This window comes from Streptococcus sp. CL6.35 (genome assembly GCF_049737915.1).
Classification (GTDB): domain Bacteria; phylum Bacillota; class Bacilli; order Lactobacillales; family Streptococcaceae; genus Streptococcus.
On record NZ_JBKOTU010000001.1, the window covers coordinates 107,118 to 121,405 of the forward strand.

Consider the following 14,288-nt stretch of genomic DNA (forward strand, 5'->3'; position numbering starts at 1 on the left):
AGATGAAATATTTTTTAATAAAGATTTGAATTAAAGTGTAAAGGAGGAGATAGTTATTATAAACTACAAGTGGATATTGTGTCCTGTATGTGGAAATAAAACACGATTAAAGATAAGGGAAGATACTGAATTAAAAAAATTCCCCCTCTATTGTCCGAAATGCAGACAAGAAAATTTAATTGAAATAAAGCAGTTCAAAGTAACTGTGATTACAGAGCCAGACGCAAAGACGCAGAGCCGATAAAATGAGATTAATACAATCTCATTTTATCGGCTCTTTCCGTTATGTATGGATTCTTTTAATTAGTCTTCGATGTTTCTTGCTTCGTTGATACCGCTGGCTAAAGATTCCATTAAGGATAGTTCTTTGTCTGTAAAGCTATCCATGTATTTCTCTATCTGTAATCGTCGGGTGCTTTTTACCAAGTTATTAGCAGGTAAGAAAAATTCATCAACGGAAACATGAAGTAACGATACAAGGTCATAAAGAACTTGTATGCTGGGGTGTTGCCCTTTATTTTCAATATTAGTTAAGTACCGTGGGTCAATTTCAATCAATGCTCCCACTTGTTCACGAGTTAAACCTCGTTTCAATCGAGCTTCTTTAATGGCTAAACCAAAGGCTCTAAAATCATATTTATCTTCTTTTTTACGCATAGTAGACCACCTCTATACATTTTATTGTTCCTACTGAATTAAAAACAGGTATAGAAAAACGTGTTATATGGTTTATAGGTTTATATTTAATAAAAAGCACTACTAAACGCCAATAAAAAAAACCGTTATATGGTAGTGCTATTTACGCTGTTAAAATATTGTATATTACTTCCAAATGGCGGTTTGTTGGAGGTCAACGTCGCCATGAAGTACATCATATACAATAAATTTCCTTACATTGGGTTCTTGTCAAAAAAAGTCGTCTATCTGCAATAGATAAGTACGTCCACCAATGTGGTTTTATAAATCATATAGATAGAATAACAGAAGCATGTAAACAGAGAAATAAATCTGTTTATATGCTTTTTTGGCTATTCAGAACTTTTTTACAAAGTTTATTTATCAGTAATGCAACAAATCCCCCTTTCACATTGGGACTAAGAGTGAAAGGAGATAAACGAGCAAGGCTCACTTCCTTTCCTAGACAGAAAGGGGGTGAGAAACATGAAACCATCTTCTTTTCAGACCACAATAGAAAATCAGTTTGACTATATCTGTAAACGTGCTATGGAAGACGAGCGAAAGAATTATATGCTTTATCTTTCAAGGATTGCAAAGCGTGAGGTGTCCTTTTCGGATGTTGGCGATTATCTTGTTAGCCAGTTTGCGACAACAGATAACTATTCAACTGACTTTCAGATTTTTACACTCAATGGGTTATCAGTAGGCGTTGAAAATGATTTGTTGAGTGAAGCATTACGTGAGTTGCCAGACAAGAAACGTGAAATTCTACTGCTGTTTTACTTTATGGACATGAGCGATTCAGAAATTGCAGACCTGTTGAAATTGAACCGTTCTACTGTCTATCGGCATAGAACCAGTGGACTAGCCTTAATTAAAAAGTTTATGGAGGAATTTGAAGAATGAAAACACAATATCCTATGATTCCCTTTCCTCTCATTGTAAAGGCAACAGATGGCGATACCGAAGCGATTAACCAGATTCTACATCATTACAGAGGGTACATAACGAAGCGTTCCCTACGACTTATGAAAGATGAATATGGCAATCAAAGTATGGTCGTTGATGAAGTCTTACGTGGAAGAATGGAAACCAGACTGATTACAAAGATTTTGTCATTTGAAATTAAGTAATATCCTCTCTCCTTTCGTGGAAGCGTGCTAAACCATTCCACGCTTCCCGAACAGGGAGGTTTGTTATTCCACCAAAGCATATTGAGCTTTCAATGTGTTTTGATAGGCTAACGAGCCATTGTTCTTTGAAAACTGAATAAAAGTAATCGAATACGTTTCGATAAGAAAAGAGCCAACGGAACTAACCGCCATGACCTATCTTATAAAGATAGCGAGCGATTCATGTTAGTGATCCGAGAAGCAATCTTTAGCAGGATTGCCTGCAACGACATTCTTATCGTGATAATGATACTCCCATACAGTCAATAGTCCGAGCGTGATAAAACCGTCGCAGGCAATGAGTATGGCTACATGAGAACCATGCAGGGGTGGAACTCCCGTGAGCTTTGCTAAAGCTGTTCGATTGCTGGTAAAACAACTTTTATGAAATCCAAATAAGTGATTTGGAAAGGAGGATTTTATGAAGCAGACTGACATTCCTATTTGGGAACGTTATACCCTAACCATTGAAGAAGCGTCAAAATATTTTCGTATTGGCGAAAACAAGCTACGACGCTTGGCAGAGGAAAATAAAAATGCAAATTGGCTGATTATGAATGGCAATCGTATTCAGATTAAACGAAAACAATTTGAAAAAATTATAGATACATTGGACGCAATCTAGCGTCGCCAAAGGGTCTTGTATATGATAAAATAGTATTAAGTCGTATCAAGGCTCTTTCCATAAAGGAAAGGAGCAAATGCCATGTCAGAAAAAAGACGTGACAATAAAGGTCGAATCTTAAAGACTGGAGAGAGCCAACGAAAAGACGGAAGATACTTATACAAATATATAGATTCATTTGGAGAACCGCAATTTGTTTACTCGTGGAAACTTGTGGCTACAGACCGAGTACCAGCAGGAAAGCGTGATTGTATCTCACTTAGAGAGAAAATCGCAGAGTTACAGAAAGACATTCATGATGGTATTGATGTTGTAGGAAAGAAAATGACACTCTGCCAGCTTTACGCAAAACAGAACGCTCAAAGACCAAAGGTTAGAAAAAACACTGAAACTGGACGCAAATATCTTATGGATATTTTGAAGAAAGACAAGTTAGGTGTAAGAAGTATTGACAGTATTAAGCCATCAGACGCTAAAGAATGGGCTATTAGAATGAGTGAAAATGGTTATGCTTATCAAACCATCAATAACTACAAACGTTCTTTAAAGGCTTCATTCTATATTGCTATACAAGATGATTGTGTTCGGAAGAATCCATTTGACTTTCAACTGAAAGCAGTTCTTGATGATGATACTGTCCCTAAGACCGTACTAACAGAAGAACAGGAAGAAAAACTGTTAGCCTTTGCAAAAGCTGATAAAACCTACAGCAAAAATTATGATGAAATTCTGATACTCTTAAAAACAGGTCTTCGTATTTCAGAGTTTGGTGGTTTGACACTTCCAGATTTAGATTTTGAGAATCGTCTTGTCAATATAGACCATCAGCTATTGAGAGATACTGAAATTGGGTACTACATTGAAACACCAAAGACCAAAAGTGGCGAACGTCAAGTTCCTATGGTTGAAGAAGCCTATCAAGCATTTAAGCGAGTGTTAGCGAATCGAAAGAATGATAAGCGTGTTGAGATTGATGGATATAGTGATTTCCTCTTTCTTAATAGAAAGAACTATCCAAAAGTGGCAAGTGATTACAACGGCATGATGAAAGGTCTTGTTAAGAAATACAATAAGTATAACGAGGATAAATTGCCACACATCACTCCACATAGTTTGCGACATACATTCTGTACCAACTATGCAAATGCAGGAATGAATCCAAAGGCATTACAGTACATTATGGGACATGCTAATATAGCCATGACGCTGAACTATTACGCACATGCAACATTCGATTCTGCAATGGCAGAAATGAAACGCTTGAATAAAGAGAAGCAACAGGAGCGTCTTGTTGCTTAGTAGTACAAATGAATTTACTACTTATTTACCACTTCTGACAGCTAAGACATGAGGAAATATGCAAAGAAACGTGAAGTATCTTCCTACAGTAAAAATACTCGAAAGCACATAGAATAAGGCTTTACGAGCATTTAAGAAAATATAAAAAGATAATTAGAAATTTATACTTTGTTTATATGAAAAATATTCAAGCAGGAGAATTCCAGATTGCTATTGCTGGTCCAAGTTTTCTACAAAGTGAAATCATAAGTATTGAAAATATGTTACCTTTAAGTGGATCATCTGTAGAAATTAACTCTCCGGCTTTTTCAACTGGTTTAACGGAATTAGATAAACAACAAGAACTTTCTGAAATTTCTATGTATCTAGATATATCTGGTATGGTAGCATCATCTCATGAAATGGCAATGTTAAGTATCTTAAACTCGATGTTAACTGGTATTAAAGATTCATTATTAGGCCATAAGTTAAGGACACAAAAGCAATGGATATATAGTATTGTATCATACCCAATATTTTATAGTAATATGACTTTACTAAAAATAGTAACTATAACACCTACAATCTATAAGAAAAAATTGATTAAAACACTGGAGAACAATCTTGTTAATGAATCCGATTTATCTGATGAACTATTATTTTATAAGGCTAAAAAAAGAGTAATCAATGAATTGTACATAAATTGTGAAGTTAATAAAAATGAATATTTAAAAACAATTTGTAGAGAAAAATTATTTGATATTCCAAGTTGGGATAGTATTGCTGAAGAGCTGGAATTGATTTCTTTAGATGAATTAAAAAGTTTTTCAAAAAAAGCAATTATTCAAAATAGGAATTACCACATTGTAATAAAATGATAATATTTTTTTTGTAGTAATCTTTATAATTTTTGTATAATGTTTTATTGAATAATTCAAAAATTTTTAAAGCATCTTCTATTTTTAAAATTGATTTTTGATTATGATGAAATTTAAGTTCAAAAAATCCTTCTAAATACAAAAGAATAGTTTGTTCAAAAAAATCTGTGGAATTAGATAATATATTCTTAGTAGCTTGTTCTAAAAATAAAGCTTCCTCATATAAGCTGTTTTCAATCATAATAAGAAGTGAATTAAGAAGTAATTGAACGAGAGCTTGTTTATTTCTAGGTATAGAACTATACAACTTTCCTTTTTTAAGCGCCTCTTTGGCATATCTAAATAATAAATTTGGTAATATTGCTCGACAACAATTTCCAAGAATAAGAATTTCGTAATATCCCCAGTTTTCAACAGAAAATAAATAATTAGTAAGATAAGAGGTGTCTTGATTACTCAATTGATGAGTATTATCAATTCCATAGATAATACTTTCAATGAAAATAGCGTTTAACTTATGATAATGAGATTTGGTTTCTCTAAACAGTTCCATCTCTTTGCTTACCATATTAAGTAATGATTTGATTTCTTGATTGTATGCAGCCTGTTGAACTAAGCGTATCAAGGTATTGAAGTCTGAAGGCTGATAATTATTACATGAAAGCAAAAACTCCTCTAGTGTTACACCTATTTTTTCAAGTAGATATAATAATTTAAAAAATGAGATTTCTGTCTCTCCTAATTCAAATCTAGATATTTGAGACTTTGAAATTTCTGCACCTGCTAATGAAGAAATAGAAATACCTTTTCCTTCTCGTATTTTTCTATAAGTTTCACCTATAATCATATTTATCTCCATTTACCATAAAAAATCATTAGAAAGCGTGACAGATTATGAAAAAATACTATCAAATTTTTTTATTACTATTTGATATTATCATTATTATTGGATTATATCAATAACATTAATGAGTCTGGGTAAAAACTCAATTTCAGGAGTAAATGAAATGAATATTCCCATAATAAAACGCATTATATCAAGTTTTTTGGACAGCCTTTGTTCGAAAATTATTTTAACTCATAGTTGATGATTCCATAAATTGAAAAGTTTTATACTTAGCATTAAAATGCTCAATTTTAATACGTATTACAAGTATCTCTATTAAACTTCTTATCCTCTTCAGTCAATAGATGCTTTTTAGAATTTTTAACAGGAATGAAGGTTATATTATGAATATTCATAATGCATAAATAATCCAAATACAGAAAATCAAGTGATTGCTCTGGCAAACTTGACCTATCCTTTCTTAAAAAGAGTAAAATCATGTGTATGACCTTCTTAAAAAACTAATTAGCAGGCATGAAGTGGTGTTAAATCGAGTATGATTTGTGTCTTCATGGTGTGTCTCTTTTTTCCTGAATAATTTTACTTTGGTTTCTTTTAGGACGTTGAAATAGGACTTTCTATGACATCAATAGCTATAGTGACACTTGCTGCTTTTAAGTTGTCTAAGGCAAATAGACCTGAAGAACGAAGAGTATCTTCTACCAATATTATCGTTCGGTGACTGTCGCTAATCCAAGACCAAAATCAAAAGCTAGGAGACGTAGAGTTGGTCAATAGAATAAATAACGCAAGTTTAGCATCAACTGTTTTTATAGACTTAGCGTTTTTGGACGTCCTCCTTTATAGTGTTTGGTTTTATAAGCTTTATTTAGACAGGATATCTTCGTTGGGAAGGTGTCCTTTTTTACACTAATAAATAATTTAAAGTTCTCAGAAGTTAGTTGCATGATCTTTTGTAAATAGTTTTCTTAACTATAGTATAGCATAGTACAGTATGCATTTTATTTTTTTCCAATAAGTCTATTATACTTCAAAGACAGCTAGTTTTATTTTTTTCTCTGAACTGTACGATTTTGCGCCTGAAATGTAGGAATTACCTTTCGTTGTGATGTGATAAAACTTACAAGTTCTTTTTGTTATTCTTGACCTAGTTTTTATAGAAAGAAGGTCTAAGATGTTAAATAAAGTCAAAACTAAAGCCTTAATTAGTGTTGGAGCAGTGGCTGCAACTAGCTTTATTCTCATGATGGGATATACTGCTGGTCAACATTCTACTGCTAAACAAAGTCGTAAAGAGATTGAATTGGCTGCAGCTAAACTTGTAGAGGACAAACAAGCAGAAGATAAAGCAAGTATTTTGTCATCAGATACTGTAAAAGAATTTTTGACACAGTACTATACGAAAGAAAAGCTCGGAGAAAATAATACACGTATTCAACCTTATATGACTGAATCAGCTTATTCTCAAGAATTGTCAAGTCAAAATGATGCCATGAACCAAGTGTATAAGGATTATATTTTGGATTATCATTTTGAAAAAGCTGATATCTTTGTCAATCAGACTACGAATCAAGCCATTGCTATGGTGTCTTATAATGTAACCTATGTATCCGATTTAAAGAATGCCAACCAATCAAAGACCAATCAGACAGAAACCAGAACGGTTAAGTTGTCTTATTCGAAACTACCAGGTAAGTTATTGGTCAATCAAGTACAGGTTTGGAAATCTGGGTTAGATGATTTAGATAATGCAACTCCTAAAACTTTAGAAGAATCATCATCAATACCATCACTGCCAAATACTACGACAAAATGATGATATTGCATGGGAATAGAAGAATGTAAGCAAATTTCAATTCTTGATGTAGCCAATCGTTTAGGTATCTCCTTTAAACAAGTTTCGAGCAGTGTCTATGAACATCCTGAACACGATTCATTTCGGATTTTTTCAACTACCAATACTTTTAAATGGTTTTCAAGAGATATTCAAGGTGATGTCATTGATTTTGTTCGACTTGTTAAGGGAATTTCCTTTAAAGAAGCTCTAGCCTTTCTTTCTGAAGAACTTTTTCAAAAAGAAGCTGTTCAAGAAAAAAGAGAGAGACCATTTTATTATCCTTTAAAGAGAATAGAAGATTCTAACTGTAGTCTGGCCAGATATTACTTAACAGAATGTAGAGGAATTTCAGAAGAAATCGTACAAAGGATGATTCAACAAGGTTTAATAACACAAGCCAGCTGGAAAACAAATGAAACAGTTGAACCTGTTATTGTTTTTAAAAGCTTTGATCATCGTCACAAACTGCAGGCGGCAAGCCTACAAGGGATATATAAGAATCACTCTCTTCCTAGAGAGAGGTTGAAAACAATTCTAAAAGGAAGCCATGGACATGTTGGAATATCCTTTGATATTGGTAAACCAAATAGACTGGTCTTTTGTGAATCGTTTATCGACTTGATGAGCTATTACGAACTTCATCAACAAAATCTATTTGATGTTCGTTTGGTATCTATGGAGGGATTAAAAAGGTCTGTTGTTGCTTATCAAACTTTACGACTGATAGCTGAAGAAAATCAGAAGTTGGAATTTTTAGATACAGTAATACCTTCAAAGTTATTGCCTTTGATCAATACAATTCGTGATACCACCAGCTATTTTGATAATCATCCTGATTTATTGACCCTGGCAGTAGATTGTGATGATGCAGGTAAAGATTTTTCTGATAAGTTATCTAGATCAGGATTTCCTGTTTTACTGGATTTACCTAATAATGAATCTGGGAAAGAAAAAAGAGACTGGAACGATATTCTTAGAGAAAAGAAATCAGATTTACAATTGATGATCGAGAATGCAAAAGAGACATTGAGGAATCAACCAGTAAGACAAACCTCTCAATGTTTAGAATTGTGATAACAAAATCAAGATGTTTTAGCTAATATTAGAATGAAGGAGGATCGTATATGACCATTATTGAACGCTTAGAAGAAAAGGTCACTAGGCAAGAAAGTAAGGTAGCAAGAGAGACAGAAAAACTCGCTGCTTACAAAGAGCAACTGGAGACAGCGATGTTTGCGACGTTCAAAAGGCGTCAAAGCATTAGTCACATGAGTTTTGAAGAAGCTCTTGACCATGCCTTCGGTAGAGAAAGACAATTCGATGATTCTGAATTTAGAAAGGATGAAATGAGTGAATGACAAAAGATTGGAATTTTAATCAACCATTAGAAAGTAAATCAGAAAATCAAGAAGATCCAGATAAAATTGCGGCCTTATTTGGAAATCATCAAGGAGGTAATGATGTAAATTATGAAGCAGCTTTTCAAAAGCGCAAACAAGCACCTGTGACGGAATCAAATTCTAGTTCTAAACCCAAAGTTACAGAGGTTAGAACAGGAAAAGAGACAGATATCACTATAAGTTATCAGCAACATCTTAAAAGACTGATTGCGGATAACAATAGCGATATTCAAAGTAGTCAAAAGAAAATTGAAGAGCTACATACGTTGATTGACACAAAGAATAAAGACAATAAGAAATTGCAGTCCATTTATGATGCGATTTCCGAATTACACTAAGCAGTCCTAAGAGGCTGCTTTTTTTGAGAGGCTATAGATGTTTACAAAACTTTTTAAGAAAAACCAAGACAATAGTGACGTATTTAAGAAGTTAATTCATAGACTATCTGATATGTCTGTCCAAGATCTTGAAAAAATAGACCGACTGCTAGATATCATTTTCACTCCAAATAAAGAATCACAACAATTAAAAACAGAAGTAACTTACAGAGAAGAAACTTTGGACGACACATTAAAAAAAGCTAAAAATCAACTTCATAAGGAACAATTGGAGAAGAATTTAGAGAGATTTAGGAAAAATAGTCAATAACGCACCAATTTTGGTGCATTATGCTTTTTTGTGCTATAATTGAATTATAAAAATAAAGGAGTTTGCCATGATTGGAAAGAACATAAAATCCTTACGTAAAACACATGACTTAACACAAGACGACTTTGCCCGAATTGTAGGAATTTCTCGAAATAGCTTGAGCCGGTATGAAAATGGAACGAGTTCAGTCTCTACGGAATTAATTGACATCATTTGTCAGAAGTTTAATGTATCTTATGTCGATATTGTAGGAGAAGATAAAATGCTTAATCCTGTTGAAGATTATGAATTGACTTTAAAAATTGAAATTGTGAAAGAAAGAGGTTCTAATCTATTATCTCGACTCTATCGCTATCAAGATAGTCAGGGAATTAGCATTGATGATGAATCTAATCCTTGGATTTTAATGAGTGATGATCTATCTGACTTGATTCATACGAGTATCTATTTAGTAGAAACTTTTGATGAAATAGAGAGATATAGCGGTTATTTGGATGGAATTGAACGTATGTTAGAGATATCTGAAAAACGGATGGTAGCCTAATGGAAATCCAAGATTATACCGATAGTGAATTCAAACATGCTTTAGAGCGGAACATTCGCTCACTGACAAGAGGAAAAAAGTCCAGTAAGCAACCTATAGCGATTTTGCTTGGAGGGCAAAGTGGTGCTGGTAAGACTACAATTCATCGTATTAAACAGAAAGAATTTCAAGGAAATATTGTTATCATAGATGGTGATAGTTTTCGTTCTCAGCATCCACACTATTTAGGACTGCAGCAAGAATATGGCAAAGATAGTGTAGAATACACCAAAGATTTTGCAGGGAAAATGGTAGAGCATATAGTTGATGAACTCAGCACACAGGCCTATCATTTGTTGATTGAAGGGACTTTGCGAACCACTCAAGTCCCACGGCAGACTGCTCAATTACTACGAAAAAAAGGCTACCATATTTCTTTGGCTGTGATTGGCACCAAACCAGAACTTTCCTATCTCAGTACCTTGATTCGTTATGAGGAACTTTACACAATAAATCCTAATCAGGCCAGAGCAACCCCTAAAGAACATCATGATGGTATTGTAGAGCATTTGGTTGATAACCTAAGAGAGTTAGAAAACGATAAACTCTTTGACCGCATTCAAATTTACCAAAGAGATAGGACTTGTATTTACGATTCTGAAACGGATGAGATTTCCGCAGCAACAGTTCTTCAAGAATGCCTCTTCAGAAAATGGAGTAATGTAGAGGAAGAGATGATGCAAATAGAGGAAGAGATGATGCAAATAGAGAAAGATAGATTAAAAAGGCTATATAAAGTTAAGGAGAATGGAAATAGTTTATGAAAGAATATTTTTATAAGTCTGCAAATGTTACCTACTATATGGAAAGTAATGAGTTCTTTAAAAACAGTGAACAGCTGACTTTGATTGAAGAGGATAAAACTTTTGATATAACTGATTTTAAAAAGTTAATTCAACAAGATTTGAATACTATTCTTCATACAAAGTTTGACAATATAGTACTGTTAGCTGGTGCTGGAGCTTCAGTTGTAGTTGAAAACGATGTAATAAATAACGCATTTGGAAAGACTGTAGCAATGATTGCTCAAGATGTTTTTGAATAACTGAATGAACGGAGTGACATATATTCGCTGGTCCAATTATCAAAAATTATTGATTTTGGTAATATCACTAAAAAAATTACTGATGATAATAATGTTGAAATAGAGATTTTAAGTGAAGATTTTAATTTAGAGGACTTTTTATCCAGCTTACAACACTATGCTCCATATGTAAAAAGAGGAAAGGTAAAATATGAAAAGTCGCTCAATACTATTCTTAAAATTATAAAGAAAAATACTGACTATAGCTATGATAGGAATAAGTTAAAACATGGTGCTATTTTAAACATATTGATTAAAAAAATTAAGTCTCCCAATAAGCTTTCAGTAGTTACAACAAATTATGATACTTTATTTGAGGAGGCAGGGGCAAAATTGAATTATATAATATTTGATGGTTTTAATTTTGTTGAAGATCCAAAATTTGAGAGTGACATTTTTGATTGGAATCTTATTAGAGAAGTGCCAATAATGAAAACGAGCGAGTTAGAGTACAGGGACAAAGTGTTTAATCTAATTAAGATTCACGGTTCTCTGACTTGGGAAAGAGGTGAAGATGGAAATATTTATAGGAAAAAGAAAAATGCAATTAATAATATCAATAATACGGTGATGATTTTTCCAAGTTCTGATAAATATGCTCAGAGCTATCAGGAACCATATTTTGAACTGTTTACTAAATTCCAGGAATTATTAAAAAAGCAAAATACACTACTGATTACGACGGGATTTAGCTTTTCGGATAATCATATTTCTAAAATGATTACACAAGCGATCAAAAATAACTCTGGTTTAACGGTAGTAGTTTCTGACTTTAACATCGATCAACAAAACGATAATTGGAAAGAAATAACGCATCTAATGGAAGTACATAATCCAATTGTCTTTTTAAAGGCTACATTAAATGATGGATTAACAGATTATTTAGGTGATAAATATGCGGATTGAAGATTTTTATGATGAGTTAGATAAGAGTAATTTTTATTTAGGTATGGTGTCGCAAGTATACCGTAGTAATATAGTTATTCAAGTTGAAAATCTTACATTATTAGCTTTTAAAAAGCTAAAGAATATAGCTATAATTCCTAATACAATAAATTATTTTGTAGCTATAGATTCAAATGATGGAATTTACTTTGGAGAATTATTTCAGTCAAAGATACAAAATGGAGTGAATTCTCATGAAATGGTAGCAAAGGGATTTCAAGAAAATGTTTATCCAGAATTAAATATTGATATTTTAGGTTTTATACCAATCGGTGATAAATTTTTCAAGTTACCTGGGACTCATACTGTAGGATTAACTGATAAAGTCTACATAGCAGATAGAAATATAATTGAACATTTCGTATCCTCGATAGAAGTTAAACCAAATTCGGAGAAAAAATTATCATCCTTTTCAAATCTATCGTTAAATTCTCAAAATTACCCTATTTCTTTTCAGCCTAGAACTTTATTTGACAGACATTTATTAACTATTGGCACAACTAATAGTGGAAAATCAACATCTGCATTGTCGATATTAGATAAATTAATAAGTAATAATATACGTACTTTGATTATTGATCCTACCGGTGAATATAGCTTATCTTTTTCAGAAGATGAAGTTGATAAATACGTTTTAGGAGAAAAAGCGTTTGTTCCTGTATCCGAATTGTCAATGCAGCAATGGTCAATATTATTTGAAACCAATGATGGTACTCAACCTGCTGTTTTAGCAGAAGCAATTAGAGGTTTAAGATATCAATTGAAGCAGGGATTAACAGGACCATATGTAAAAATTGGTAAGTCAGTAAACGTTGTAGAAAGAGAATTAAATCAGCTAACATCTAATGATAAAGATTTCGATTTATCACTTTTAAGTGAGCAGATAGCTAATGAAACAACTCAACAAACAAATTCTGGTGTGTATAAGGCAGATGCATTTAATTTTGGTATAAATCAATATCTGATACAAAAGGTAAATTATAAATTAGCTAATACAAATTTTAAAACATTCTTTAGTTCTCAAAAAGAGAACTTATTAGATATTATTAAAAATTTTGCAACCACATCAAAAAAATCTCTTTATATAGATGCATCAAGGATTGGTACTACAGATGGTATTGGTGGAATGATAATTGATTTGGTAACAAATTTTTTATTAAATATCCCCAAAAATGAGATCAATTCATTCGTAATTTTTATTGATGAGGTACACCGATATACAAAATCTAATAACATAGGAGAGACATCATTTTATACGGGGTTAACAGGAATTGCAAGAGAAGGTCGTAAAAAAGGTATATTTCTTTTTTTAACGACACAGAATCCTAATGATGTTGATAAAATTCTATTAGGTCAAATTGGTACTTTACTTATTCACCGTTTAACAGCTATTGATGAGATTAGAGCAATTAGTAATCATTTATCTGAGCAGCAGATTGCACAAGTCAGGAAATTGAATACTGGTGAAGCAGTATTAACTAGTATAAATTTACTCAAAGATTTATATCTTGAGATTGAAAAATGTGATAGAGTACATATGAATGATACTCCAAGTCTATGGCAAGATTGAAAATCTAGTTGGAGAGTTATATTTTTTGATTTTGTTACATCTTCATTTCTGAGAGCTCAGGCTCTCTTTTTTTCCCCTCATTTTTCATGTTGTGATAACTTTTCCAAATCATCCTTGTTATCCTAATACCATTCCTAAGAAAATCAAACTTTGATTTTCTACTGGGGGTTTGGGGGGCGAAGCCACCAAGTTATCTTATCGTTGGCTGTCATAACTGAAAGGTTTTGGTCGGCTGGCGATATGATTTTTTGGGTATTGTGACCACAATGCCTGAGCTCGCAAAGACCGAACAAGAAGAGAGTGAGGTCTTTAGGAAGCGTACTGACAATGTGAGGCAGCCTGACACTGTCAGACAAGTATAATGTTGAAAGGATAGTAGGATGGGACAAGAAATTAAGTTAATCCGTAAGCAATTTAGGATCACGAGACAAGAAGAAAAACAGATAAAAGAAATGATGAGGGAACAAAAACTGGATAGTTTCTCAGAATTTCTTCGTCAAAATTTGTTGAAAAAGAATTATCAGGATAGAATTTTTGAAAGTTGGTTTTCCCTTTGGCAATCTCAAAAGTTTGAACAAATTAGTCGAGATGTGCATGAAGTTCTAGTTGTCGCAAGAGAAAATCACCAAGTGACTCAAGAACACGTTTCAATCTTACTGACATGCGTTCAAGAATTGATTGCGGAAGTCAATCAAGTACAGCCGCTCAGTCGTGGATTTCGTGAAAAATACATGAGATAGGAG

The 14,288-nt window shown here is 32.9% G+C and carries 19 protein-coding genes; 17 read left to right on the forward strand and 2 right to left on the reverse strand.

The window, feature by feature from the left end; genetic code table 11:
- Window positions 1-58 precede the first annotated feature (58 nt).
- Window positions 59-244 (forward strand): cysteine-rich KTR domain-containing protein, encoded by a 186-nt coding sequence (locus ACLNCP_RS00520; RefSeq protein ID WP_011058338.1) that lies wholly within the window; start codon window positions 59-61, stop codon window positions 242-244.
- Between the two features lie 59 nt (window positions 245-303).
- Here the strand turns inward: ACLNCP_RS00520 and ACLNCP_RS00525 are convergent, their stop codons facing one another.
- Window positions 304-657 carry a helix-turn-helix transcriptional regulator gene (locus ACLNCP_RS00525; RefSeq protein WP_001227347.1) on the reverse strand — a complete coding sequence of 118 codons (354 nt, stop codon included), beginning with the start codon at window positions 655-657 and terminating at the stop codon, window positions 304-306.
- 504 nt (window positions 658-1,161) lie between these two features.
- Between ACLNCP_RS00525 and ACLNCP_RS00530 the strand changes: the two genes are divergently transcribed.
- The 5 genes from ACLNCP_RS00530 (at window position 1,162) to ACLNCP_RS00555 (ending at window position 4,631) form a co-directional block, all read left to right on the forward strand.
- The gene (locus ACLNCP_RS00530; protein WP_000804885.1) at window positions 1,162-1,584 is read left to right on the forward strand and encodes a sigma-70 family RNA polymerase sigma factor; all 423 of its coding nucleotides are present in this window, start codon (window positions 1,162-1,164) and stop codon (window positions 1,582-1,584) included.
- The gene (locus ACLNCP_RS00535; RefSeq protein ID WP_000857133.1) at window positions 1,581-1,811 is read left to right on the forward strand and encodes a helix-turn-helix domain-containing protein; all 231 of its coding nucleotides are present in this window, start codon (window positions 1,581-1,583) and stop codon (window positions 1,809-1,811) included. The genes ACLNCP_RS00530 and ACLNCP_RS00535 overlap by 4 nt, the downstream gene beginning before the upstream one ends.
- Before the next feature lie 460 nt (window positions 1,812-2,271).
- A complete protein-coding gene (locus ACLNCP_RS00545; protein ID WP_000814511.1) occupies window positions 2,272-2,475 on the forward strand; it encodes an excisionase in 204 nt (67 codons plus the stop codon).
- Between the two features lie 81 nt (window positions 2,476-2,556).
- Window positions 2,557-3,774 carry a tyrosine-type recombinase/integrase gene (locus tag ACLNCP_RS00550; RefSeq protein WP_001291561.1) on the forward strand — a complete coding sequence of 406 codons (1,218 nt, stop codon included), beginning with the start codon at window positions 2,557-2,559 and terminating at the stop codon, window positions 3,772-3,774.
- Between the two features lie 176 nt (window positions 3,775-3,950).
- Window positions 3,951-4,631, forward strand: a complete 681-nt coding sequence (locus tag ACLNCP_RS00555) for an insulinase family protein (protein ID WP_050269752.1) — start codon at window positions 3,951-3,953, stop codon at window positions 4,629-4,631.
- Here ACLNCP_RS00555 and ACLNCP_RS00560 read toward each other — a convergent pair.
- Window positions 4,594-5,478 (reverse strand): helix-turn-helix domain-containing protein, encoded by an 885-nt coding sequence (locus tag ACLNCP_RS00560; RefSeq protein WP_000583376.1) that lies wholly within the window; start codon window positions 5,476-5,478, stop codon window positions 4,594-4,596. The genes ACLNCP_RS00555 and ACLNCP_RS00560 overlap by 38 nt on opposite strands.
- A gap of 1,174 nt (window positions 5,479-6,652) precedes the next feature.
- On the opposite strand from ACLNCP_RS00560, the gene ACLNCP_RS00565 reads away from it, so the two are divergent.
- The 11 genes from ACLNCP_RS00565 to ACLNCP_RS00615 all read left to right on the forward strand — a co-directional run bounded on the left by ACLNCP_RS00565 (window position 6,653) and on the right by ACLNCP_RS00615 (window position 14,285).
- Window positions 6,653-7,294, forward strand: coding sequence for a hypothetical protein (locus tag ACLNCP_RS00565; protein WP_050078401.1), 642 nt, complete (start codon window positions 6,653-6,655; stop codon window positions 7,292-7,294).
- A 9-nt stretch (window positions 7,295-7,303) separates the two neighbouring features.
- Window positions 7,304-8,389 carry a DNA primase gene (locus ACLNCP_RS00570; protein WP_424843855.1) on the forward strand — a complete coding sequence of 362 codons (1,086 nt, stop codon included), beginning with the start codon at window positions 7,304-7,306 and terminating at the stop codon, window positions 8,387-8,389.
- A 50-nt stretch (window positions 8,390-8,439) separates the two neighbouring features.
- Window positions 8,440-8,673, forward strand: a complete 234-nt coding sequence (locus ACLNCP_RS00575; RefSeq protein WP_000152422.1) for a DUF5965 family protein — start codon at window positions 8,440-8,442, stop codon at window positions 8,671-8,673.
- Window positions 8,670-9,053 (forward strand): DUF5945 family protein, encoded by a 384-nt coding sequence (locus tag ACLNCP_RS00580; RefSeq protein WP_424843856.1) that lies wholly within the window; start codon window positions 8,670-8,672, stop codon window positions 9,051-9,053. Before ACLNCP_RS00575 ends, ACLNCP_RS00580 begins: the two co-directional genes overlap by 4 nt.
- 37 nt (window positions 9,054-9,090) lie before the next feature.
- Window positions 9,091-9,363, forward strand: coding sequence for a hypothetical protein (locus ACLNCP_RS00585; protein WP_424843857.1), 273 nt, complete (start codon window positions 9,091-9,093; stop codon window positions 9,361-9,363).
- Between the two features lie 67 nt (window positions 9,364-9,430).
- Window positions 9,431-9,907, forward strand: a complete 477-nt coding sequence (gene pezA, locus ACLNCP_RS00590; protein ID WP_000579598.1) for a type II toxin-antitoxin system antitoxin PezA — start codon at window positions 9,431-9,433, stop codon at window positions 9,905-9,907.
- Complete coding sequence (gene pezT, locus ACLNCP_RS00595) at window positions 9,907-10,710, forward strand: type II toxin-antitoxin system toxin PezT (protein WP_424843858.1); 804 nt, start codon at window positions 9,907-9,909, stop codon at window positions 10,708-10,710. Before pezA ends, pezT begins: the two co-directional genes overlap by 1 nt.
- Window positions 10,707-10,991 carry a hypothetical protein gene (locus ACLNCP_RS00600; protein WP_424843859.1) on the forward strand — a complete coding sequence of 95 codons (285 nt, stop codon included), beginning with the start codon at window positions 10,707-10,709 and terminating at the stop codon, window positions 10,989-10,991. The genes pezT and ACLNCP_RS00600 overlap by 4 nt, the downstream gene beginning before the upstream one ends.
- 288 nt (window positions 10,992-11,279) lie before the next feature.
- Window positions 11,280-11,936, forward strand: a complete 657-nt coding sequence (locus ACLNCP_RS00605) for an SIR2 family protein (RefSeq protein ID WP_424843860.1) — start codon at window positions 11,280-11,282, stop codon at window positions 11,934-11,936.
- Window positions 11,926-13,545, forward strand: coding sequence for an ATP-binding protein (locus ACLNCP_RS00610; RefSeq protein ID WP_212576417.1), 1,620 nt, complete (start codon window positions 11,926-11,928; stop codon window positions 13,543-13,545). The genes ACLNCP_RS00605 and ACLNCP_RS00610 overlap by 11 nt, the downstream gene beginning before the upstream one ends.
- 380 nt (window positions 13,546-13,925) lie before the next feature.
- Window positions 13,926-14,285: an SAG1252 family conjugative relaxosome accessory protein gene (locus tag ACLNCP_RS00615; protein ID WP_000529539.1), complete on the forward strand. Its 360-nt coding sequence runs from the start codon at window positions 13,926-13,928 to the stop codon at window positions 14,283-14,285.
- Window positions 14,286-14,288: the final 3 nt, after the last annotated feature.

Coding starts and splice junctions, on each gene's coding strand:
- ACLNCP_RS00525 (WP_001227347.1), bottom strand. CDS start 657: ATGCGTAAAAAAGAAGATAAATATGATTTTAGAGCCTTTGGTTTAGCC.
- ACLNCP_RS00530 (WP_000804885.1), top strand. CDS start 1,162: ATGAAACCATCTTCTTTTCAGACCACAATAGAAAATCAGTTTGACTAT.
- ACLNCP_RS00535 (WP_000857133.1), top strand. CDS start 1,581: ATGAAAACACAATATCCTATGATTCCCTTTCCTCTCATTGTAAAGGCA.
- ACLNCP_RS00545 (WP_000814511.1), top strand. CDS start 2,272: ATGAAGCAGACTGACATTCCTATTTGGGAACGTTATACCCTAACCATT.
- ACLNCP_RS00550 (WP_001291561.1), top strand. CDS start 2,557: ATGTCAGAAAAAAGACGTGACAATAAAGGTCGAATCTTAAAGACTGGA.
- ACLNCP_RS00555 (WP_050269752.1), top strand. CDS start 3,951: ATGAAAAATATTCAAGCAGGAGAATTCCAGATTGCTATTGCTGGTCCA.
- ACLNCP_RS00560 (WP_000583376.1), bottom strand. CDS start 5,478: ATGATTATAGGTGAAACTTATAGAAAAATACGAGAAGGAAAAGGTATT.
- ACLNCP_RS00565 (WP_050078401.1), top strand. CDS start 6,653: ATGTTAAATAAAGTCAAAACTAAAGCCTTAATTAGTGTTGGAGCAGTG.
- ACLNCP_RS00570 (WP_424843855.1), top strand. CDS start 7,304: ATGGGAATAGAAGAATGTAAGCAAATTTCAATTCTTGATGTAGCCAAT.
- ACLNCP_RS00575 (WP_000152422.1), top strand. CDS start 8,440: ATGACCATTATTGAACGCTTAGAAGAAAAGGTCACTAGGCAAGAAAGT.
- ACLNCP_RS00580 (WP_424843856.1), top strand. CDS start 8,670: ATGACAAAAGATTGGAATTTTAATCAACCATTAGAAAGTAAATCAGAA.
- ACLNCP_RS00585 (WP_424843857.1), top strand. CDS start 9,091: ATGTTTACAAAACTTTTTAAGAAAAACCAAGACAATAGTGACGTATTT.
- pezA (WP_000579598.1), top strand. CDS start 9,431: ATGATTGGAAAGAACATAAAATCCTTACGTAAAACACATGACTTAACA.
- pezT (WP_424843858.1), top strand. CDS start 9,907: ATGGAAATCCAAGATTATACCGATAGTGAATTCAAACATGCTTTAGAG.
- ACLNCP_RS00600 (WP_424843859.1), top strand. CDS start 10,707: ATGAAAGAATATTTTTATAAGTCTGCAAATGTTACCTACTATATGGAA.
- ACLNCP_RS00610 (WP_212576417.1), top strand. CDS start 11,926: ATGCGGATTGAAGATTTTTATGATGAGTTAGATAAGAGTAATTTTTAT.
- ACLNCP_RS00615 (WP_000529539.1), top strand. CDS start 13,926: ATGGGACAAGAAATTAAGTTAATCCGTAAGCAATTTAGGATCACGAGA.